The organism is Rhizobium sp. CB3171, assembly GCF_029714265.1.
Taxonomy (GTDB): domain Bacteria; phylum Pseudomonadota; class Alphaproteobacteria; order Rhizobiales; family Rhizobiaceae; genus Rhizobium.
Genome location: NZ_CP121652.1, coordinates 2,696,498 through 2,718,638, shown reverse-complemented (window position 1 = coordinate 2,718,638; position 22,141 = coordinate 2,696,498). Strand labels below are relative to the sequence as shown.

14 protein-coding genes are annotated in these 22,141 nt (G+C 60.8%); 1 reads left to right on the top strand and 13 read right to left on the bottom strand.

Translation table 11 applies throughout. The annotated features are described in order from the left end of the window. Positions 1-129 precede the first annotated feature (129 nt). The 11 genes from QA648_RS13230 to QA648_RS13180 all read right to left on the bottom strand — a co-directional run bounded on the left by QA648_RS13230 (position 130) and on the right by QA648_RS13180 (position 20,473). Complete coding sequence (locus tag QA648_RS13230; RefSeq protein ID WP_283047393.1) at positions 130-1,758, bottom strand: alpha-D-glucose phosphate-specific phosphoglucomutase; 1,629 nt, start codon at positions 1,756-1,758, stop codon at positions 130-132. Between the two features lie 4 nt (positions 1,759-1,762). Continuing rightward, complete coding sequence (glgA, locus tag QA648_RS13225) at positions 1,763-3,205, bottom strand: glycogen synthase GlgA (RefSeq protein ID WP_104824282.1); 1,443 nt, start codon at positions 3,203-3,205, stop codon at positions 1,763-1,765. 3 nt (positions 3,206-3,208) lie between these two features. Next, complete coding sequence (glgC, locus tag QA648_RS13220) at positions 3,209-4,471, bottom strand: glucose-1-phosphate adenylyltransferase (RefSeq protein WP_104824281.1); 1,263 nt, start codon at positions 4,469-4,471, stop codon at positions 3,209-3,211. A 26-nt stretch (positions 4,472-4,497) separates the two neighbouring features. After that, on the bottom strand, positions 4,498-6,705 hold the full coding sequence (gene glgB / locus QA648_RS13215) for a 1,4-alpha-glucan branching protein GlgB (RefSeq protein WP_104824280.1): 2,208 nt from the start codon (positions 6,703-6,705) through the stop codon (positions 4,498-4,500). Then, positions 6,702-9,164, bottom strand: a complete 2,463-nt coding sequence (locus QA648_RS13210) for a glycogen/starch/alpha-glucan phosphorylase (RefSeq protein ID WP_104824279.1) — start codon at positions 9,162-9,164, stop codon at positions 6,702-6,704. The genes glgB and QA648_RS13210 overlap by 4 nt, the downstream gene beginning before the upstream one ends. Before the next feature lie 297 nt (positions 9,165-9,461). Then, complete coding sequence (locus QA648_RS13205; RefSeq protein ID WP_283047388.1) at positions 9,462-10,706, bottom strand: pilus assembly protein TadG-related protein; 1,245 nt, start codon at positions 10,704-10,706, stop codon at positions 9,462-9,464. 129 nt (positions 10,707-10,835) lie between these two features. Further along, positions 10,836-11,717, bottom strand: a complete 882-nt coding sequence (locus tag QA648_RS13200) for a transglutaminase family protein (RefSeq protein ID WP_104824277.1) — start codon at positions 11,715-11,717, stop codon at positions 10,836-10,838. A 4-nt stretch (positions 11,718-11,721) separates the two neighbouring features. Continuing rightward, a complete protein-coding gene (locus QA648_RS13195) occupies positions 11,722-14,139 on the bottom strand; it encodes a circularly permuted type 2 ATP-grasp protein (RefSeq protein WP_283051332.1) in 2,418 nt (805 codons plus the stop codon). Positions 14,140-14,155: 16 nt separating this feature from the next. Continuing rightward, positions 14,156-17,476 (bottom strand): transglutaminase family protein, encoded by a 3,321-nt coding sequence (locus QA648_RS13190; protein WP_283047386.1) that lies wholly within the window; start codon positions 17,474-17,476, stop codon positions 14,156-14,158. Positions 17,477-17,656: 180 nt separating this feature from the next. Further along, the gene (locus tag QA648_RS13185) at positions 17,657-19,084 is read right to left on the bottom strand and encodes a mannose-1-phosphate guanylyltransferase/mannose-6-phosphate isomerase (protein WP_104824275.1); all 1,428 of its coding nucleotides are present in this window, start codon (positions 19,082-19,084) and stop codon (positions 17,657-17,659) included. Positions 19,085-19,375: 291 nt separating this feature from the next. Next, a complete protein-coding gene (locus QA648_RS13180; protein ID WP_283047384.1) occupies positions 19,376-20,473 on the bottom strand; it encodes a DUF475 domain-containing protein in 1,098 nt (365 codons plus the stop codon). A 425-nt stretch (positions 20,474-20,898) separates the two neighbouring features. Here QA648_RS13180 and QA648_RS13175 point away from each other — a divergent pair, with 425 nt between their 5' ends. Further along, positions 20,899-21,144, top strand: a complete 246-nt coding sequence (locus QA648_RS13175) for a hypothetical protein (protein ID WP_283047383.1) — start codon at positions 20,899-20,901, stop codon at positions 21,142-21,144. A 60-nt stretch (positions 21,145-21,204) separates the two neighbouring features. Here the strand turns inward: QA648_RS13175 and QA648_RS13170 are convergent, their stop codons facing one another. Together QA648_RS13170 and QA648_RS13165 are read right to left on the bottom strand one after the other, a co-directional pair. Continuing rightward, positions 21,205-21,675: a hypothetical protein gene (locus tag QA648_RS13170; RefSeq protein ID WP_104824272.1), complete on the bottom strand. Its 471-nt coding sequence runs from the start codon at positions 21,673-21,675 to the stop codon at positions 21,205-21,207. A 91-nt stretch (positions 21,676-21,766) separates the two neighbouring features. Continuing rightward, the gene (locus tag QA648_RS13165; RefSeq protein ID WP_104824271.1) at positions 21,767-21,997 is read right to left on the bottom strand and encodes a hypothetical protein; all 231 of its coding nucleotides are present in this window, start codon (positions 21,995-21,997) and stop codon (positions 21,767-21,769) included. Positions 21,998-22,141 lie beyond the last annotated feature (144 nt).

Sequence of the window (22,141 nt, the reverse complement as noted above, 5' to 3'; positions counted from 1 at the left end):
GGCAAATTGCGCAGTCGCGGTGAATCTTGAGAAGGCCCCTCATCCGACCGGTCGCTGCTTCCCGTCGTTCGGCGGCTTCTGGCCACCTTCTCCCCGCATTGCGGGGAGAAGGGGCTTAGATCGTAGGGATCAGGTAATCACCGTCGGTGCATCGCGGCCGGTGCGGCCCTTAATATCGGCGATATCCTGAGCGGCGGCGATGAGGTCGGCAAGCGCTTCCTGCGTCTCGATGTTGTGGCGAGTCGGATCGGGCTCGTAGCGCTCGATGTAGACGCGCAGCGTCGCACCCGTCGTGCCGGTGCCCGAAAGGCGGAAGACGACGCGGGAGCCGCCCTCGAACAGGATGCGGATGCCCTGGTGCTGGCTGACCGACTTGTCGATCGGATCGTGATAGGCAAAGTCGTCGGCGGCGGAAACGGTGAGATCGCCAAACTGCGTGCCCGGCAGGGTCGGCAGCTTTTCGCGCAAGGCGTCGATCAGGCCATTGGCGGCATCGGTATCGACGCCTTCGTAGTCATGCCGCGAATAATAGTTGCGGCCATAGGTCGCCCAATGCTGGGTGACGATATCGATGACGCTTTCGCCGCGCACCGCAAGAATGTTGAGCCAGAGCAGCACGGCCCAGAGGCCGTCCTTTTCGCGGACATGGTTGGAACCGGTGCCGGAGCTTTCCTCGCCGCAGATCGTCGCCATGCCGGCGTCAAGCAGATTGCCGAAGAATTTCCAGCCGGTCGGGGTCTCGTAGATACCGATGCCGCGCTTTTCCGCGACGCGGTCGGCGGCGCCGCTTGTCGGCATGGAGCGGGCGATACCGACGATGCCATGCGAATAGCCTGGCGCCAGATTGGCATTGGCGGCGAGGATCGCGAGGCTGTCCGACGGCGTGACATAGATGCCCTTGCCGATAATCAGGTTGCGGTCGCCGTCGCCGTCGGATGCCGCGCCGAAATCGGGCGCATCATCGCCCATCATCTCGTCATAGAGCTCTTTGCAATAGACGAGATTCGGATCGGGGTGATGGCCGCCGAAATCCGGCAGCGGCAGGAAATTGCGGACCGAGCCGCCCGGTGCGCCGAGGCGGATTTCGAAGATTTCCTTGGCATAGGGGCCGGTCACCGCGCTCATTGCGTCGAAGCAGAGGCGGAAGCCGAGGCTGATGAGGTTGCGGATGGCGCCGAAATCGAACAGCTCTTCCATCAAAGCAGCATAGTCTTCGACCGGGTCGATGACCGAGACGATCATCCCGCCAACGTCTTCACGGCCGATGCGGTCGAGATTGATGTCGGCGAAATCGGCGATCTTATAGCTTTCGATGATCTTGGTGCGCTCATAGATCGCATCGGTGATCTTTTCCGGCGCCGGGCCGCCATTGCCAATATTGTACTTGATGCCGAAATCCTCGGTCGGGCCGCCGGGATTGTGGCTCGCCGACAGCACGATGCCGCCGAACGCCTTGTATTTGCGGATGATGTTTGAGGCGGCGGGCGTGGAGAGAATGCCGCCCTTGCCGACCATCACCTTGCCGAAGCCATTGGCGGCGGCCATCTTGATGGCCTTCTGGATGACTTCGCGATTGTAGTAGCGGCCGTCGCCGCCGATGACCAGGCATTTGCCCTGGTAGCCTTCGAGCGAATCGAAAATCGACTGGATGAAGTTCTCAGCGTAATTCGGCTGCTGGAATACGGGAACTTTCTTCCGGAGGCCTGACGTGCCAGGCTTCTGATCCGCATAGGGTTTGGTGGGAATGGTTTTAATCATCTGATTAAGCGCCTCTCGAGACAAGGCTGGAGTAGAGGGCTGCATAGCGTTCTGCGCTCTTGCCCCAGGATACGTCGGATTTCATGCCCTGCTTTTGCATCTGCGTCCAGACCTTTCGATCCTGGAAAAGGTGCATGGCGCGGCGTACGGCTTGCAGCAGCCCATCGGCAGTGATGGGCGAAAACTGAATGCCGGTCGCGACTTTTGCCTGCAGCGCGGCGTGGTTGGCATCTATGATGGTGTCGTTGAGGCCACCCGTACGCGCAACGATCGGCAGGCAGCCATAGCGTAAGCCATAAAGCTGCGTGAGGCCACAGGGTTCGAAGCGGGACGGAATGATGATGGCGTCGCAGCCGGCCTGCATCAGATGCGACATCGGTTCATTATAGCCGGCGGAAACGCCGACGCGGCCGCGATGACGGCCGGCGGCGGCGAAAAGCGCGCCTTCGAGGGCGGCATCGCCGGCGCCGAGGATAGCGAGTTTGCCGCCCATCCGGACGATATCGCTGGAAATACGGGCAAGCAGATCCATGCCCTTCTGCCAGGTCAAACGGCTGACGACGCAGAAAATCGGGCCGTCATCATCGTCCAGACCAAAATGCTCGACCACGAGCTTGCGGTTCGCGGCGCGGTCTTTCAGCGTCGTGGCGCCATAGGTCTGCGCGATCATCGGATCGGTTTCCGGGTTCCAGATACCGTCGTCGATGCCATTCACAATTCCATGCAGGCTGTTTGCCCGGCTGGCGATGACGCCCTCCAGGCCCATGCCGAATTCCGGCGTCAGGATTTCCTCCGCATAGGAAGGGCTGACGGTGGTCAGGGCAAGAGCGGTCTGAAGGCCGCCCTTCAGGAAGCCGACGTCGCCGTAATACTCGACACCTTCGATCGAAAAAGCATGCGCCGGCAGACGCAGGCCGGGGAAGATGTCGGCGCCGAACTGGCCTTGGAAGGCGATGTTGTGAACGGTGAGGACGCTCGGCAGTTCCGGTGTTGGGTAGTAACGCATGTAGACCGGCACCATGGCCGATTGCCAGTCATGGACATGCACCAGATCCGGCCGCCAGCCGGGCAGCAGACCGGCGGCGATTTCCGCGCCGGCGAGCGACAGGGCAGCGAAACGCTGCCAGTTGTCGGGATAATCCTTGCCGGCAGCGTCGACATAGGGGCCGCCGGTGCGGTTATAGTAGGCCGGTGCGTCGAGGACGAGGAGGGAAATTCCGTCATGCTCGGCTTCGAAGACCGTCGCTTTTTCACCGAGCAGGTCGGAAAACTCGAGACGGGCCACCGGATTGCGAATGGCCTTCATAACGGCGGGATAGCCCGGGATCAGGGTCTTCGTTTCGACGCCGTAGGGCTTGAGAGCGATAGGCAGGGCGCCGGCCACATCGGCCAGGCCCCCTGTCTTGATCAAAGGGAAGACTTCGGACGAAACCGAAAGAACTTTCATATGTCAGATATCCAGCTTGTCGATCATCGTCTGGGTGATCAGGCAGATACCACTTTCCGTGCGGCGGAAGCGTTTGCCGTCCAGTTCCGGATCTTCGCCGACCACCAGGCCTTCCGGAATGGTGACGCCATGGTCGATGACGACATTCTTTAGCTGGGCGCGACGGCCGATCTTGACGCTCGGCAGCACGACGGCCCCTTCCAGCTTGGAATAGGAGTTGGCGCGCACGCCGGTAAACAGCAGGCTGTTCGACAGGCTTGCGCCGGAGATGATGCAGTCGCCGGCAACGACGGAGGAGACGGCCGAACCGCGGCGGTCCTCGTCGTCATGGACGAACTTGGCCGGCGGGGTGATTTCGGCATAGGTCCAGATCGGCCAGGACTTGTCGTAGATGTCGAGTTCCGGCACCACGGCGGTGAGGTCGATATTGGCCTGCCAGTAGGCGTCGACCGTACCGACATCGCGCCAATAGGCTTCGCGCTCGAAATCGGAGCGCACGCAGGACTGCGTGAAGCGATGGGCGACGGCTTTGCCGTTCTTGACGATGTAGGGGATGATATCCTTGCCGAAGTCGCGGCTGGAATTCGGATCGGCAGCATCGCGGCGCAGGCACTCGATCAGGAACTTCGTGTGGAAGACGTAGATGCCCATCGACGCCAGCGCGAAATCGGGATTGCCGGGAATGCCCGGCGGGTCCGCCGGCTTCTCGACGAAGTCGATGATCCGGTCCTTCTCGTCGACATGCATGACGCCGAAGCCGACGGCATCCATGCGCGGCACTTCGAGGCAGCCGATGGTGACATCGGCGCCGGAATCGACGTGCTGCTGCAGCATCCACTCATAGTCCATCTTGTAAATATGGTCGCCGGCAAGGATGACCATGTATTCAGGACCATAGGGCTCGATGATGTCGATGTTCTGATAGACGGCGTCGGCCGTGCCTTCGTACCACTGCGTTTCGGAAACGCGCTGGCTGGCTGGCAGGATGTCGAAGCTTTCGTTGCGCTCTGGACGCAGGAAGTTCCAGCCGCGCTGCAGGTGGCGAATAAGGGAGTGCGCCTTGTATTGGGTGGCGACGCCGATGCGACGGATACCGGAGTTCAGCGCGTTGGACAGCGCGAAATCAATGATGCGAGCCTTGCCGCCGAAGTAGACGGCAGGTTTGGCGCGGCGGTCGGTCAGCTCTTTCAGGCGGCTGCCCCGGCCACCGGCAAGAACGTAGGCCATGGCGTCGCGGGCCAGTGGCTGGATACGTTTTTCTACCATTTCAGTCCTCCCTGTCTGTGATGATCTCAAGATTCCGGTTCAAGCATGATCGTCGCCAGGGGAGGTAGCGTTATCGTCGCTTGTATGCCTCCGCCCGCACTGACGGCCTGCACGCGCCCGCCATTGCCCTTGCCGCTGCCACCGTAAATATCGGCATCGGTGTTCAATATTTCGCGCCACCGCCCCTCAGCCGGGAGGCGCAAAGTGTAATTCTCGCGGTAGACCGGCGTGAAATTGGTGATGACCGCGACCGGCTTTTCGCCCGGCGCCTTGCGCAGCCAGGCAAAGACCGAATTCTCAAAGTCATCGACGATCAACCACTCGAAACCTTCGCCCTCGCAGTCCCGGGCATGCAGCGCTGCTTTGCTGCGATAGGTGAAGTTGAGATCACGCACCAGGCGTCGCATGCCTTCATGCATGCGGTACTGCAGAAGGTTCCAATCCAGCGCACGGGCTTCGCTCCACTCGCTCCATTGCGCGAATTCCTGGCCCATGAACAACAGCTTCTTGCCCGGATAGCCCCACATGAAAGCGTAATAGGCGCGCAGGTTGGCAAATTTCTGCCAATCGTCACCCGCCATCTTGGCAATCAGCGAACCTTTTCCGTGCACCACTTCGTCATGGGAGAGCGGCAGAACGAAATTTTCCGAGAAAGCATAGATCAGGCCGAAGGTCAGTTCGTTGTGGTGATATCTGCGATGCACGGGCTCGCGGGCGAGATAGCTCAGCGTGTCGTGCATGAAGCCCATATTCCACTTGAAGCCGAAGCCAAGGCCGCCTTCGTGGACCGGCTGCGAGACTTTCGGCCAGGAGGTCGATTCCTCCGCGATGGTCATCACGCCCGGGTGCGAACCATAAAGCCTGGTGTTCATCGATTGCAGGAAGCGAACCGCTTCCAGGTTCTCGTTGCCGCCATATTCGTTCGGGATCCATTCGCCGTGCTTGCGGGAATAGTCGAGGTAGAGCATCGAGGCGACGGCGTCGACGCGCACGCCGTCGAGATGAAATTTCTCGGCCCAATAGAGCGCATTGTTCTGCAGGTAGGCGAGAACTTCGGTGCGACCGAAATTGTAGATCGCCGTGTTCCAGTCGGGATGGAAGCCCTTGCGCGGATCTTCATGCTCGTAGAGCGCGGTACCGTCGAACCAGCCGAGGCCGTGTTCGTCGGTCGGGAAATGCGCCGGCACCCAATCGAGAATGACGCCGATGCCGACCTTGTGACAGCCGTTGACGAAGCGCGCCAAGCCTTCCGGTTCGCCGAAACGGGCCGTCGGTGCATAGAGGCCGGTGGTCTGATAGCCCCAGGACGGATCGTAAGGATGTTCGGTGATCGGCAGGAATTCGATATGGGTGAAGCCCATGTCGACGCAATAGGGAATGAGGCGCGAGGCAAGCTCGTCCCAGGAGAGCATGGAACCATCGTCGCGGCGCTGCCATGAGGCGGCATGCACCTCGTAGATCGAGATCGGCTGGCGGCGCTTATCGACACTGGCCCAATGTTCGAGATGGGCCTCGTCTTCCCAGACCTGGGTCATTTCGGTGGCGGTGACCGAAGCGGTCTTCGGCCGGAGTTCGCTGCGACGGGCGAAGGGATCGGCCTTCAACGGCAGGAGCACGCCGTCATGGCCGCGGATTTCGAACTTGTAGGCGACGCCGGCTGGAACGTCTGGCGCGAAGATTTCCCAGATGCCGGAGTCCGAGCGAAAGCGCATGACATGCCGGCGGCCGTCCCAATTGTTGAAGTCGCCAACCACAGAAACGCGCTGCGCATTCGGCGCCCAGACGGCAAAGTGAAAGCCCTGTACGCCTTCGTGCTTCAAGAGGTGAGCGCCCATCTTGTCGAACAAACGCAGATGGGTACCCTCGCGGACGAAGTAATCGTCCATCGGACCGAGAACCGGGCCGAAGCTGTAGGGATCGGTCACCGCCCATTCGGAATCGCCGCGCCGGGCGCGATAGCGCACCGGCTGCTGCTTGGTGACCGTGATATTACCGGAAAAGAACCCGGCTGGATCGAGACGATCCAGCTCGCCGATGACGGAGCCGTCCAACGCCGTGGCGGTGACGGCTTCTGCGCCGAGAATGAAGCAACGGGCGATGAACCCATTATCCGTCCGATGGACGCCGAGGACGGCGAATGGATCGGAATGTGTGCCTGCGAGAATTGCAGCAATCTCGTCTGCCGAAATGTCCCTCAAGGCGGTGCCGTCAGCGGGTCTTTTCGGCTTTTTCATCCGGCTCTCCAGATTTCCTTGGCGTATTGGCGGATCGTGCGATCGGAGGAGAACCAGCCCATCCGAGCGGTGTTGTTGATCGTCTTCGCGTACCACTCGGAGGGATTGGCCCAGAGGGTGTCGACCTGGCGCTGAGCGGCGGCGTAGGCGTCGAAATCGGCTGCGACCATGAACCAGTCATGGGCGTAGATGCCGTCGATCAGGCCGGCATAACGGCTGCGGTCGTCCGGGGAGAAGACACCAGACGCGATGGCCGAAAGGGCCTGCGCCAATTCGCGCGAACGTTCGATGACGGCGCGGGGATCGTGGCCGTCGCTGCGCAGATTGGCGACCTCGTCGGCTTTCAGGCCGAAGATCACGATGTTGTCTTCACCGACATTGTCGCGCATTTCGACGTTGGCGCCGTCCAGCGTGCCGATGGTCAAGGCGCCGTTGAGGCCGAATTTCATATTGCCGGTGCCGGATGCCTCCATGCCGGCGGTCGAAATCTGCTCGGAAAGGTCCGCAGCAGGAACCATAACCTCGGCGAGCGAAACGTTGTAGTTCGGCACGAAGACGACCTTCAGCAGGCCACGCACCGAAGGGTCGTGGTTGATGACGCGGGCGACATCGTTGATCAGCTTGATGATCAGCTTGGCGTTGTGATAGCTCGGCGCCGCCTTGCCGGCGAACAGCTTTACGCGCGGCTGCCAGTCCAGTTCCGGGTGCGAGCGGATCTGATCATAAAGCGCGATGGCTTCGATGATGTTCAGAAGCTGGCGCTTGTATTCATGGATGCGCTTGATCTGGATGTCGAACATCGCGTTGGGGTCGAGCTTGATGCCCATGCGGCTGGCGACGAGATTGGAAAGCTGCACCTTGTTGGCGCGTTTGACGGCGGCGAACTTCTCTTGGAAGGCGCTGTCGCGGGCGAATTGGTCGAGCGGCTTCAGCTTTTCCGCATCGTCGAGGAACGCGTCGCCGATGGTTTCGCGCACGAGGTTGGTCAGGCCCGGATTGCATTGCATCAGCCAGCGGCGTGGCGTGATGCCGTTGGTCTTGTTGTTGATGCGATCCGGGTAAAGCTTGTGGAGATCAGAGAAGACCGTGACCTTCATCAGGTCGGTGTGAAGCGCCGAGACGCCATTGATCGAGTGCGAGCCGACGAAAGCGAGATTGCCCATGCGCAGGCGGCGGTCGCCATTTTCATCGATCAGCGAGATCGAGCGGATTTCTGCGTCGCTGAAATTGCGGGCCTTGCGGGCTTCGACCAGGATCTTGGCATTGATCGCATAGACGATCTGCATGTGGCGGGGCAGCAGCCGTTCGAACAGCGGCACCGGCCAGCTTTCAAGCGCTTCCGGAAGAAGCGTGTGGTTGGTGTAGCCGAAGGTGTTGCGGGTGATATCCCAGGCTGCGTCGAACTCCATGCCGTGAACATCGACCAGAAGGCGCATCATTTCGGCGACGGAAACGGCCGGATGGGTGTCGTTCAGTTGGATCGCGACCTTGTCGGCGAGATTGGTGAGATCGTCATACTGCTGCAGATGGCGGCGCAGGATGTCCTGCAGCGAGGCCGACGAGAAGAAGAATTCCTGGCGCAGACGCAGTTCCTGGCCGGCGGGCGTCGCGTCGGCGGGGTAGAGAACGCGGGTCAGGCTTTCCGCCTTGTTGCTTTCGCGGAGCGCGCCGATATGGTCGCCGGCATTGAAGGCGTCGAGCAGGATCGGGTCGATCGGCTGTGCCGACCAGAGGCGCAGTGTGTTGACGCGCTTGGCGCGCCAACCGACGACGGGCGTATCGAAGGCGGCGGCGATGACGCGTTCGGCCGGCTTCCAGACATAGCGCGGCTGGTCGTCATGGCCGCTGACGAATTCGACGGCGCCGCCGAAACCGATTTCATAGGCGCTTTCCTGACGCTCGAATTCCCATGGATTGCCGTGGGCAAGCCAGGTTTCCGGCAGTTCCACCTGCCAGCCGTCGGCCATCTGCTGGCGGAACAGGCCGTGGACGTAGCGAATGCCGTAGCCATAGGCCGGCACATCGACGGTCGCCATAGATTCCATGAAGCAGGCGGCGAGACGGCCAAGGCCGCCATTGCCGAGCGCTGCGTCCGGCTCAAGGCCGGCGATGACGCGGATGTCGACGCCGAGCGAGGAGAGCGCATTGGTGATCTCCTCCATCAGGCCGAGGTTCGACACAGCGTCGCGCATCAGGCGGCCAATGAGGAATTCGAGGGATAGATAGTAGACGCGCTTGGCACCGGTCTCGTACACCTTGCGGGTCGATTCCATCCATTTGTCGATGACACGGTCGCGAATGACAAGGATCGTCGCCGTCAACCAATCGTGCGGCTTGGCCACTTTTGCATCCTTGCCGATGCGATAGGTCAGGCGCTCGATGATTTCTTCCGCAAGGATTTCGGGGTGGGAACTGCGCGGAGCAGGAACGGGGAGATTGGCCTTGGTCAAGTTATTCATACTATCAAGTCTCGCCATTTGTGATTTATATTCAGGGCGTTACGCCTGATAAATCAAATTGCCATCGCCTTTACCTAGCAGTTTATGCACCGATGTAAAGCCGTTGCAACAAGTGAATTCGGCAGATGCGAAAATACCGGGCAAATGCTCTCAAAGCGCTAAAAAGACTTGATTCCGATTGTTTTTCCGGCTCTTATCGCCGGATTAGCTAACGCGCGAAAGCCGCCCCGGATTATTCTGGAGCGGCTTTCGTTTTTACGATCTATTCATAGTTTCCGGTGCGTCGCGCTCCGGTTGTTATTTGGTCAGGAGCGTCATTTTCTTTGACGCCTGCGTTGCAATCGACGAAAAGGCGCTGAACAGGTCTGCTGCATTCTGCGGCGTGAAGTAGTCGGAGGCCGACGTTGCGCAGTACTTCAGCAGAGCCTGGCCGTTTGCGGGCGCCATGAAGGCGATCGTGTAGACATGGATGCCGGCAGTGCGTGCCGCATCGCACTGGATCTTGGTGTTTGCGTCGGCGCTTGCCACGTTGTTGTCGCCGTCGGTCATGAAGACGATATAGGTGCTCGGGTTCGTTGAGCCGTTCTTGTTCTTATGCTGCAACTGTTCGTTCGTGAGCCCCGGCGTCGTGGATGCCATCGTGAGGGCGGTCACTGCAGCCGTGAATGCAGGCGCCGAGTTTGTCGTGCCGCTTGCTGTCAGGTTGTTGACGTAGCTGGTGACGCCGCTGGTACCCCAGGCGAGCGCCGTCGGCGTCTGGGCGCTGGAATTGTAGGAGTCGGCGCCGGTGCGAACATACATGCTGTTGGGGTCGGCCGTGTTCAATTGTGCCGCCAAGTTCGCTGTAGCGATCTTCAGCGATTGAAGCTTGGTGTAATAATTGGTTTGCGTACCCGTGCAGGTACTATTGACGGTCTTGCCTTTCGAGTTGGTCGTCGTGCAGGCGTATGTGTACGTCGTCGTCGGCTGCTCGGTGTTGACCGTGTCCGTTGGTTCGTCCATCGAGCCGGAACGGTCGAGAACGAAATACATGGACAGCGGATTCTTTTGCGTGGATGTATTGTTGCCACTGACCGACGTGCTCGATGCGCCGACATTCATCGTGGTGAGGCCTAGCATGCGGGTCATGCCGTTCACCGGCATCGCATAGGACGCGTTCACAACGACGGAATAGCTGGCATTGCCTGACGAATCGGTCGTTTTCGTCACCGTTGCGGTCGTGCCGGCCCTGAGTGCGCTGGTGGCACTCGCATCGCCGGCAAGATAATTCGACATCTGCCCGGTCACGAAGTCAGCGGCCAGTTGCTGGGCGTTGGATGTCGTCGCACTGCCATTGGCAAGTGCCGTTGCCGTGGCAAGGGCCGCCGCATCGGTCGCTTCCTGCAGTTGGCTGTCCGTTACAGCCATATTGGAAACATCGACCGCAACGCCAGCCGCGGCCGCGAGGACGGGAATGGCTAGCGCGGTCAATATGCCGAAATTGCCGGCGCGATCGCGCAAAAGATGTTGAATGCCACGGAATTTGCTCGAACAAGTGATCATCACGTCCGCCCAAAAAGTATATGCCCCAGAACCGCGACTATCGGCGAAAACTCTAAGGACGGCGTTGAGATGATCATTCGACTTTTAGCAAATGACGCGAATATTTCCGATTTAGGGTTGTATTCGAAACTACTGCTTTAATGGAATGACGTCGACGGCCTGCACCGTCTTCTGGGTCCCATAGCTCTTCAGCACACCGATGACGGGGGCGACGTCGGAATAGTCGCGGCCGTAGGCGACGACGATATGGTCGGTTCCGGCAGGGATATTGTTGGTTGGATCGAGCTCGATCCAGCCCGCCGTTTCACCGCACCAGATGCGCACCCAGGCATGCATGGCGTCGGCGCCTTCCAGCCGCTCCTTGCCGGGCGGCGGGATGGTGCGCAGGAAGCCGCTGACATAGCCGGCCGGAATGCCGAGGCTACGCAACGCGATGATCATGACATGCGCGAAATCCTGGCAGACGCCGCGTTTCAGGCGGAATGCCTCTTTCGGCGCGGTGTCGACCGTCGTCGCCTTGGGGTCGTAGAGGAAATCCTTGTGGATCTGGGCGCAGACGGCGTGGGCGATCTGCATCACCGTCAGATTGGTCGTCGCCCATTGCCGGGCATAGTCGGCGATCTCCGTCGTCTCCGGCAGACGCGGGCTTGTGCCGATGAAATGATGCGGCGAGGATGGCTCGATCGACCAGCAGTCGCTGATTTCATCCGGCAGTTTGGCAAGTACGGGCGAGAAGTCGGCGGAGACCGGCTGGCTCTCGACCTGCACCCGCGCCTGCATGCGGATGTCGAGCTTTTCATGGGGGTTGCGCACCAGGATCGAAGTCGCTGGATGCTGGAAAAAATCGGTGAAGTTCGACTGCTCGTCCGGATGGGGCGTGACTTTCAGCGAGCCGGCAATCAAGCGCTGGCGGTTGGCGAGCGACAGCGGCAGCACGCGCACGATATGACGCGCGCCGCTGGCCGGCACGTCGTAGATATAGCCCATGTGCAGCGAGAGGTCGTAAAGCATCACATCATCCGAGATAGGTCTGGGCCAGGAGATCGGAGAGATGCTCCAGCTCCCGTTCCAGCTTTTTGTAGACCTCGTCGTTCATGGCCTCCGGCGTCATAACGGCCAGGCCCGAATGCAGCCGCATGGCTTCGCGGTAGAAGGGCGACATCTGGCCGTTGACGAAGGCGTTCGGCAATTGCTCCACTTCCCGATGGATTTCGTTCATCTGGAAGAGAATCGAGCGCGGGTTGAGTGGATCGAGCGCCAGCAGATCGGTCACCGTCAACCGAGCGGTATTGACGTTGTAGCGGCGGCGATGGGTCATCACGCTGTCGCCGATTTCGAGCAGCATGTCGAGCGCGCCGTCGGGCGCCTCCGGGCCGGACATGTAGCCGAGCAGGCGCGTCATATGCAGTCCGCGCTCGATATAACGGCCGAGCGACAGGAAGCGCCAGCCAGTGAAACGATACATGTTTTCATGCACGAGACCGGCAAAGCCCGCGAGCTTACGCAGGAGGATCGTCATCGCGTGACTGGCGTCGTCGCCGGATTTGACCTTTTCCTTGAAGCGACGGGCGGTCTTGGCGAGATCGTTCAGCGCCAGCCAGCCGTCCGGCGAGAAGCGGTCGCGGATGTTGCTGGCCGAATAGACGGCGCTATCGATATTGCGCAGCAGGCTTTCCGGCACGGCTTCCTTGGTATCGATATCGACGGCCGCTAGATAGGCGCTGACAGCGGCAAGCAGCGGCTGAGTGGGGTCGGCGGCTTCGGCAAAGCGGCCGTGCCAGGCGCGCAGGATGCGCAAGGCCCCTTCGGCGCGTTCGATATAGCGGCCGAGCCAGAAGAGGTTGTCAGCGGCGCGGCTCGGCAGGCTGCCGGGCATGTTGCGGGTGAAGGTCTCTTCGGCCGGCAACAGCGTGTGGCGCTCCACCGGCTTGTCGGAGACGATCCAGACATCGGCTGCCGAGCCGCCGGACTGCATGGCGATGGCGGCAACATCGTCGCCGCTGCCGATGCGGGCAAAGCCGCCCGGCATGATCTGCCAGCCGTTTTCGGTGCGGGCGGCAAAGACGCGCAGGCTCATCGGCCGCGGCAGCAGTTTGCCGTTTACCCAGGCAGGAGTCGTCGAGAGGGTGACGACCTCCTGGCCAACCAGCTTGTGGCCGTCCGTCCGCAGCCAGTCGGTAATCGATTCCTTGGCGGTGGTGCGCAGCGTCGAGCCTAGCACTGACTGGCCATTGTCGTCGAAGAAGGGCATGCAGGAATAGGCCGGGCCGATCACCATTTTTTCGATATGTGCGGCGACATGTTCGCGCTCGGTCTTCTGTCCGCACCACCAGGTAGCGATCGACGGCAGCTTCAGGTCCTCGCCACGCAGATGCCGGCAGATGGTGGGCATGAAGGCGAGCAGGGCGCGGGTTTCCAGAATGCCCGAACCGAGCGCGTTGACGATGGTGACGGTTTGCGCCCTCAGCGCCTCGATCATGCCGGGCGTGCCGATATGGGATTGCTGATTGAGCTCCAGCGGGTCCGCATAGGATGCATCGAGGCGCCGCCAGAGCACGCTGATCGGCCTCAAGCCCGCGACGGTACGCACCATCAGTTGATCGTTGACGACGGTAATGTCCTCGCCTTCGAGCAGCATGAAGCCGAGGTAGCGGGCAATATAGGCGTGTTCGTAGTAGGTCTCGTTGGCGGGGCCCGGCGTCAGGACAGCGATGCGATCGGTCGTGCCGCGCTTTGCACCCTGCAACGCGTCGCGGAAGGCGCCGAAGAAGGATGCGAGACGATGCACTTTTGTCTCTGCATAGATATCGGAGAAAGCGCGCGTGGTGGCGACGCGGGTCTCCAGCGCGAAACCGGCACCCGACGGAGCCTGGGCACGGTCGGCCAGCACCCACCAATTGCCGTCCGGACCACGGCCGATCTCGAAGGCCAGGAAGTGGAGATAGTGCCCGTTCGCGGGTTTGACACCGGCGAGCGGCCGCAAGAATTCCGGGTTGGCGGCGATCAGCGCCGGCGGCAGCAAGCCTTCGTTGACCAGCCGGTTATCGCCATAGATATCGGCGATGACCTCCTCCAGCAGATCGGCGCGTTGCTGCAGGCCGGCCGACAGCGTCTGCCATTCGCGCTCGTCGATCAGAACGGGAATGTGCGAAATCGGCCAGTTGCGTTCGCTGACGCCTGTCGCTCCATAGGCGCGGTAGAAAACGCCAGCGTCGCGCAGATAGCGGTCGGCGCGGGCGAAACGCTCCAGGAGCTCCTTTTCCGGCATGCGCGCGAGCGCGGCCAGCAGATTTTGCCAGACCGGCCGTACCGCTCCGGTATTGTCGACCATTTCGTCGGCGACGCCGGGCATGGCGGAATAGGCAAATGCCGGATAGTTGCCGATGCCAGCCCTTACCTCGTCCCGCCGTTCCGTCGCTGGTTTCTTCCCCACCATGCGTATGCCCGTTTCAAACTCCTATCGGCCGCCTCAGATCGAGCGTCAGCGGAAATTCTCCCGACACTGATTCTGTGCGCAGATTATAACCGCCCGCCGTATGTCCCCAAGGTTCGAATCGCGCCAAACGCCGCGCTTCGGCCTCATTGCCATTGACAGGGAAGGTGTCATAGTTCCGGCCGCCGGGATGGGCAACATGATAGATACAGCCGCCGATCGAACGCTTCGACCATGTATCATAAATGTCGAAGGTCAGAGGTGTATCGATCGGCAGAACCGGGTGCAGGCCCGAGGCCGGATGCCAGGCCTTATAACGGACGCCGGCGATGGAAACGCCCGAGGCGCCCGTGGGCGTCAGCGGCACGGCGCGGCCGTTGCAGGCGACGACATAACGCGAGGGATTGTTGGTTTCGAACCGCACCTGCAGCCGCTCCACCGACGAATCGACATAACGGACGGTGCCGCCGATCGCGCCTTCCTCACCCATGACATGCCAGGGCTCCAAGGCCTGGCGCAGTTCCAGCTTGCTGCCTTCGTATTCGACTTCGCCGCAGAAGGGGAAACGGAATTCGAGCTGCGCCTGGAACCATTCGGGACGAAGGTCGAAGCCGTTTTCCCGAAGATCCGTCAGCACATCGAGGAAATCCTGCCAGATATGATGCGGCAGCATGAAGCGGTCGTGCAGCGCTGTTCCCCAGCGGACGAACTTGCCGTCGATCGGATTGCGCCAGAAACGGGCGATGAGGGCGCGGACCAGCAATTGCTGGGCAAGGCTCATGCGGGCGTTCGGCGGCATTTCGAAGCCACGGAGTTCCACCAGGCCAAGGCGGCCGGTCGGTCCATCCGGGGAAAACAGCTTGTCGATGCAGATTTCCGAGCGGTGCGTGTTGCCGCTGACGTCGGTCAGAAGGTTGCGGAACAGGCGGTCGACGAGCCAGGGCAGCGGCGGGATGCCGCGACCGGGTGCCGGCACCTGCGCCAGCGCGATCTCCAGTTCGTAGAGGCTGTCGTGACGTGCCTCGTCGATGCGCGGCGCCTGGCTGGTTGGGCCGATGAACAGGCCGGAGAACAGATAGGAGAGCGAGGGGTGGCGTTGCCAATGCAGCACCAGGCTCTTCAAAAGGTCCGGCCGGCGCAGGAACGGGCTGTCGTTCGGATTGGCGCCGCCGACGACGACGTGGTTGCCGCCGCCGGTGCCGGTGTGGCGGCCGTCGATCATGAATTTGTCGGTGCCGAGGCGCGTTTGCCGGGCCTCTTCATAGACCGCGGTGGTGATATCGACACATTCCTGCCAGCTCGAAGCCGGATGAATGTTGACTTCGATCACGCCGGGATCGGGAGCGACGCGGATCACGTTGATGCGCTCGTCCTGGGGTGGCGGATAGCCTTCGATGTGAACAGGCAGGTTCAGGGCCGCGGCCGCGCGTTCGGCGGAGGCGACGAGGTCGAGGTAATCCTCGACGCTGACCGTCGGCGGCATGAAGATGCAGAGGCGCCCGTCGCGCCGCTCGACCGAGATCGCGGTGCGGACATAGCCGCCGATCTCGTCGATCGATTGCGGCATGGTCGGCTGCTGGCCGGCAAAGGGCTGGAAATGGGCGGCTTGCAGCGGCCGGCCCTTGTCCTGACCGTAATCCGGCAGTGCCTCGCGCGGGATCGTCGGGTCCATCGGGTTGATGTAGGGATATTGCGATGCCGGTATCCAGCCGAGCGAATTCAGCGGCAGGCGATAGCCGACCGGGCTGTCGCCGGGCATAAGGAAGATGCGGCCGCGGCGGGTGCGCCATTTCTCACTGACCCAGCGACGGCCGCTGGCGCGCGCATTCCAGGCCTGTATCGGCAGAATATAGCCCGTCGGTCGCGTCAGCCCGCGCTCGAAGACGCGGGCCATGCGCGAGCGTTCCTCCGGATCCTTCAGCTTCGAGTTGGACGGGTCGACATTGTCGGGCAGGTTCGCTTCCTTGACCAGCCATTCGGCCGGGTCTTCGAAAGCCGGCGCCACGTAGTCGGGCTCGATATCGAGCTCGCCGGCGATCGCCGTCAGGAGGCGACCGGCATCGTCCTCGGTAACGCTGTAGTTGCGGCCCTCGTTGGCGATCAGGTCGGGGTTCGACCAGATCGGCAGGCCGTCGCGCCGCCAGTAGAGCGAGAAGGTCCAGCGCGGCAGACTTTCGCCGGGATACCATTTGCCCTGGCCGTAATGCAGGAAGCCGTTCGGCGCGAAGCGCTCGCGCAGGCGGCGGATCAGATTATCGGCCTTTTCGCGCTTGGTCGGGCCGACCGCGGCTGTGTTCCATTCATCGGACTGGAAGTCGTCGATCGAGACGAAGGTCGGCTCGCCGCCCATGGTCAGGCGCACATCGTCTTGCCTGAGGATGGTGTCGACCTTTTCGCCGAGCGCGTTCAGAGCTTCCCAGCTTTCATCGGAGAAGGGCTTGGTGATGCGCGGATGCTCGGCAACGCGGGCAACCGTCATGTCGAAATCGAATTCGGTCTTGGCCTCACCGAAATAACCGCCGGAGATCGGTGCCGCGTTGCGGTAATGCGGTGTGGCGGCGAGCGGAATATGGCTCTCGCCGGTCAGCAGGCCTGAGGTCGGGTCGAGACCCACCCAGCCGGCGCCGGGAAGATAGACCTCCGCCCAGGCATGCAGGTCGGTAAAGTCGTGTTCCGTACCCGAGGGCCCATCGAGCGCCTTCAGATCCGGCGTGAGCTGAATGAGATAGCCGGAAACGAAGCGTGCGGCGAGGCCGAGATGGCGGAGAATCTGGACGAGCAGCCAGCTCGTATCGCGACAGGAGCCCTTTGCCTTTTCCAGCGTCTCTTCCGGCGTTTGTACGCCGGTTTCCAGGCGGATGACGTAGCCGATTTCATGCTGCAGCCGCGCATTGAGGCCGACGATCATGTCGACGGTGCGCTGTTCGGAGCGGTCGAGGGTTGAAAGGAAAGCGGCAAGGCGCGGCCCCGGCTCCTCCGGCTTCATGTAGATCGACAGATCTTCGCTGATGGTCTCGGGATAGTCGAAAGGCCACTTAGTCGCTTCCTCTTCGACGAAGAAGTCGAAGGGATTGTAGACCGTCATATCGGCAACGAGATCGACCTCGATCTTCAACTCGGTCACCGGATCGGGAAAGACGAAGCGGGCGAGATAATTGCCGTAGGGGTCCTGCTGCAAATTCACGAAATGATTTGATGGCGTCACCTTCAGCGAATGACTGAGGACGCGTGTCTTGGAATGTGGCGCGGGTTTCAGGCGAATGATTTGAGGGCCGAGGCGGACCGGGTTGTCGTATTTATAATGGGTGAGATGATAAATGCTTGCTTTGATCGCCATATTTTCTCTTTGCCTAGCTCGCAACGTTGTGCGGCATTTGCTGTTCCCACCGGCAGTGTGTGCAATGCAGCGGAAGAATGCAAGGCGTCTCGGCAGTCAATCAGGGTCCTTCCATAGGGTGTCAAAAATAAAAGCGGCGGGGTTTCACCCGCCGCTTTGAAATCGGTGCCGTCGAAAACCTCAGCTTCTGCCGAATTCATCGACCAGGCGGATGATGTCGTCTTCGCCGAGATAGGAGCCCGTCTGAACTTCGATCAATTCCAGCAGGATCTTGCCGGGGTTGGAAAGGCGGTGCACTTCGCCGAGCGGGATATAGACCGACTCGTTTTCGCGCAGCATCTGCACGTGCTCGCCGACCGTCACCTCCGCCGTGCCCTTGACGACAATCCAGTGTTCCGAACGGTGATGATGCTTCTGCAGCGACAGCTTCTTGCCGGGCAGAACGAAGATGCGCTTCACCTGGAAACGTTCGCCGTTCAGCACCGAGGTATAACCGCCCCAGGGGCGATAGGACGTCGGATGCGTCTCGGTGAGCTTGGCCGTCGTCTTCTGGCTGGCGAGCAGCTTGACCAGCTTGCCGACTTCCTGGCTGTCCTTGAGATGGCCGACATAGACGGCGTCTTCGCTGGCGATGACGGCGACGTCTTCCATCCCCTGCACGGCGAGATGAACGCCATGTGTCATGACGAGCGAGTTCTTGGTGTTGATCAGCGTCGTGTCGCCGGCAGCCACGTTGCCGTTATCGTCGCGCTTGCCGGTCTTCCAGACCGAATCCCAGCTTCCGAGATCCGACCAGGTGAAGGGCGAGGGAACGACGGCGGCATTCTCCGTCTTTTCCATCAGTGCGTAGTCAATGGAAATGTCGGGGCTTTTGACGAAGGCTTCTGCGTCGAGGCGGGTGAAATCGAGGTCGCGCGTCGACTTGGCAATAGCCTTGGCGGCGGCCTTTTCGACTTCCGGTGCGTATTCGTGCATCTCGGCGAGAAGCTGGCCGGCGGAGAACATGAACATGCCGGAATTCCAGTAGAACCCGCCGCTGGCGACCATCGCCTCCGCCTTTTCCAGGGCAGGCTTTTCGACGAAACGCTTGACGGCATGCGCACCGGTCGAAAGCTCCTTGCCGCTCTCGATATAGCCGTAGCCGGTCGCCGGCTCGGTCGGTGTAATGCCGAAGGTCACGAGCTTGCCTTCCAGCGCGGTATCGCGGGCAGTTCGAACGCAATCGAAATAGGTGCCGTTGGCGTCGATCTCGTAATCGGAGCCGAGGACGTGCATCGTGGCGTCCTGGCCGAAAAGTTCGCTGACGAGCGTGGCGGCGGCGGCAACGGCGGCAGCCGTGTTGCGGGCAACCGGCTCCAGCAGGACTGCAGCCAGCTTCAGCCCGAGTTCACGCGCCTGTTCGGCAACGAGGAAGCGAAATTCTTCGTTGGTGAGGACGATCGGGGCTTCGTAAAGTTCGGGATCGGAGACGCGCGTCAACGTGCTCTGAAAGAGCGTCTTGTCGCCGATGAACTGGATGAACTGCTTTGGCGCAGAGGCACGCGACAGCGGCCACAACCGTGTTCCCTTGCCGCCGGCCATGATCACTGGGACGATTTTGGCTGCCATATCTGCCTCTCTCCTACACACTTTACTGAAGAACGCTTCGCGGACATCTGCAACATATGCGATCGCCACCTGCGTCCCTTAAACAACTGGCTTTCGCCATTGCGATATTTTTCAGGAAAACACCAGCGCGAATTTACCATCAACTCCGAACATTCCTCGATCTTAGTGAGGAAATTCTAACAATCAAAGTTATGCTTCGGTTGAGAGACCAGATACGTGTTGTGGGATTTTCCGCCGAAAGATGTAGGCGTTGCCGCGATTTCTATGCGGCAACGCCAGGGAATCATCTTGTCAGGCCTTGGCTCTGTCGCGCGGCTCTTCATCGGCTGGATCATGCCTAGTGCCGTTGCGCTTGTTGTAGCGGATCGACGACCAGAGCGAGACGCCGATCAAAGCCGCGCCGCCGAGGCCGGTGACGACCTCGGGAATATGTATGAGCGTTTGCACATACATGATCACCGAGAGAATCAGGATGGCGTAGAAGGCGCCATGCTCGAGGTAACGATAGTGGGCGAGCGTGCCCTTTTCTACAAGCATGACCGTCATCGAGCGCACATACATGGCGCCGATACCGAGGCCGATAGCGATGATGAAGAGGTTTTGGGTGAGTGCGAAAGCGCCGATGACACCGTCGAATGAGAAGCTGGCGTCGAGGATTTCCAGATAGAGGAAGGCTCCGAAGCCACCCCTCGCGGCAGCGCTCATCGTCTTTTGCGAGGCATCCAGAAAGCCACTGAGGACCTCGACCAGAAGGAAGGTCAGGAGACCGTAGACGGAGGCATAGAGGAATGTGGTCGCATCCTCGCCACCGAGCAGGGAGGAAAAGACCAGGACGAGGATCAGCACGAAGGCGATTTCGATGCCCTTGATGGTGGCGAAATGCGCCATCGCCTTCTCGACAAAGGCGATCCAGTGCACATCCTTCTCGCGATCGAAGAAATAGGTGAGGCCGACCATCATCAGGAAGGTGCCGCCGAAAGCGGCGATGGGCAGATGCGCGTCATGCATGATCGCGGCATATTGCTCCGGTTCGGCAGCCGCGAGCTTCAGCGCCTCCCAGGGATTGATATGGGCGGCAATGGCGACGATCGCCAGCGGAAAGACGATTCGCATGCCGAAAACGGCGATGACGATGCCCCAGGTCAGGAAGCGATGCTGCCAGACCGGTGTCATCTCTTTCAGCTTGTTGGCATTGACGATGGCGTTGTCGAACGAGAGCGATATCTCCAGCACGGCCAGCACCAGGCAGATGAAAAAGGCCGTTGCCAGGCCGCCGAAGGTGCCGGTCATGTTCCAGCCGAGCACTCCGCCCAGGATGAGACCTGCGATGGTGACGATGAAGGCCCAGCCGAAATAGCCGAGCATGGATTTGGAGGAAGAGGACGTCATGGGCGCACCTCCTCAAAAGCGGAAAAAATGTATCCGGACGCGAGGCATGGCCGCATGCCAGACAGGGCATGCGGGCGAGGCATGGTCAGAGTATTCATGAAAAGAAATCCGCCGGCTCATCTGCAGGCGGTACCGACATCGCGAGAGCGCCGTTAAAACTCTCGCCAGAGGGGCCCGGCACCAAAGTTCAATCCGCAGCCGATGTCAGAAGGCGCGGAGATACCACCATTAGTTAGTGAAATTGCGGTTCCCGTCAAGAGGCGCGGCGGTTCGACGCTGCCGCATTCCCCAGGATAGGAATTTCCGGAACCAAACGGGAAAGAGGAGCGTTTGGGCTTGAGGCGGGCAGGGCGATGTCCGTTGCAGGACTGATCCAGAAGCGGATTGATTGTCGTATAGAGAGCAGCGGACAAGGAGGACCTCTCATGAGCCCCCATCCCATCCATCATAGACCGAAAGAAGCAAAGCCGGAGCCGAGCCGGCAGAAACGGACGCGTTCAAACGTCCTTCGTCAGGCGCAGGTATTGCCGCCGCACAATGTCGATTTGACGCTGCAACCTGCAACGCATGAAGATGTGCATGTGCCGGCCCATGTCAGCGGCGCTGACCTGTCGCGGGAGGCACCTGGCGACGTCAATCACGGCGGGAAACACAAAGGCCGCTCAAAATAAAAGCTGGAAGCCGGATATTTTTTGAGGCTCCGGGTCTCATGGCCCGGAGCGCGGCTTTGCTTATTTGCCGTGCGGCGGTTTGCCGTTCGACAGGAAGCTGGCGGCAAAGCTCAGCTCGGTCGATTTCGCCGAACATTCGATGGCGACGGGTTTGCCCGAATACGGATTGGCGAAGGTGCAGGTGCCCTTGGCGCCGACTTGGCCGGTCATCTTGTTGCCGGCGCCCGTGGAGATGACCTCGATCGGCAATTGCGCGGTTCCCTTCGTCGCGCCGGGCTTGATACCGCGGCCGTTGCCCTGGAAGCCAAGCATCTTGCCGCCGGACGAAAAGATGAACGTCACCGAGCCATCCGGCCCCGTGACGCTGGCGATCTCACCCTTGCAGCCTTTCGAGGCATCGAGCTTGCCCACGACGAGCTTGGAACAGGTGCCGCTGACCACCACCGCGCCGGGCGCCGGAAAATTTTGTGCGGCGGCGTCAGCCGCAACGGTCATCACTGTCAGTCCAATAGCAAGGCCTGCGAATCGCATGAATGGGTCCTTTCGAAGCCCTCGCAGTTTGCCGATCGAAATGTGGCAGTCAATCCCGAAGCCCTAATGTGCCGGCGTAGGCAGGCGCCGGTCACTCCGGCACGAGCGTGCCGATCAGTTGCAGCAGTGCATTCTGCCGGTTGCCGCCGCCGGCTAGGAATTCATAGAGGGTCATCTTTTTTTCGCTGCCGCCGTCGACGAGATAGTCGGACTGGCGGATGACGAAGACCTCGCCGCTATCGGTGTCCCGGGCGAGGTGGAACAGATATTCGTCGCCGTTGGGCTTGTGGTTTTTATAGAACTGCTTCTTCACGATCGCCATTCTCGTCCTCCCGTACGATCAATGCTTTAGCGTGACAGTAGTGTGACAGCGCGACCGGAAGTCAAGCGGTTTGCGGGTGAAACTTATGCTTGCCTGCCCGACAGTGGCGCATTCAAGCGCCGAACATCAGCATGTGATTGGATA

Bases quoted from the DNA above. Each gene is read 5' to 3' on its own strand.
- QA648_RS13230 (WP_283047393.1), bottom strand. From the start codon at position 1,758: ATGATTAAAACCATTCCCACCAAACCCTATGCGGATCAGAAGCCTGGC.
- glgA (WP_104824282.1), bottom strand. From the start codon at position 3,205: ATGAAAGTTCTTTCGGTTTCGTCCGAAGTCTTCCCTTTGATCAAGACA.
- glgC (WP_104824281.1), bottom strand. From the start codon at position 4,471: ATGGTAGAAAAACGTATCCAGCCACTGGCCCGCGACGCCATGGCCTAC.
- glgB (WP_104824280.1), bottom strand. From the start codon at position 6,705: ATGAAAAAGCCGAAAAGACCCGCTGACGGCACCGCCTTGAGGGACATT.
- QA648_RS13210 (WP_104824279.1), bottom strand. From the start codon at position 9,164: ATGAATAACTTGACCAAGGCCAATCTCCCCGTTCCTGCTCCGCGCAGT.
- QA648_RS13205 (WP_283047388.1), bottom strand. From the start codon at position 10,706: ATGATCACTTGTTCGAGCAAATTCCGTGGCATTCAACATCTTTTGCGC.
- QA648_RS13200 (WP_104824277.1), bottom strand. From the start codon at position 11,717: ATGCTTTACGACCTCTCGCTGCACATGGGCTATATCTACGACGTGCCG.
- QA648_RS13190 (WP_283047386.1), bottom strand. From the start codon at position 17,476: ATGGCGATCAAAGCAAGCATTTATCATCTCACCCATTATAAATACGAC.
- QA648_RS13185 (WP_104824275.1), bottom strand. From the start codon at position 19,084: ATGGCAGCCAAAATCGTCCCAGTGATCATGGCCGGCGGCAAGGGAACA.
- QA648_RS13180 (WP_283047384.1), bottom strand. From the start codon at position 20,473: ATGACGTCCTCTTCCTCCAAATCCATGCTCGGCTATTTCGGCTGGGCC.
- QA648_RS13175 (WP_283047383.1), top strand. From the start codon at position 20,899: ATGAGCCCCCATCCCATCCATCATAGACCGAAAGAAGCAAAGCCGGAG.
- QA648_RS13170 (WP_104824272.1), bottom strand. From the start codon at position 21,675: ATGCGATTCGCAGGCCTTGCTATTGGACTGACAGTGATGACCGTTGCG.
- QA648_RS13165 (WP_104824271.1), bottom strand. From the start codon at position 21,997: ATGGCGATCGTGAAGAAGCAGTTCTATAAAAACCACAAGCCCAACGGC.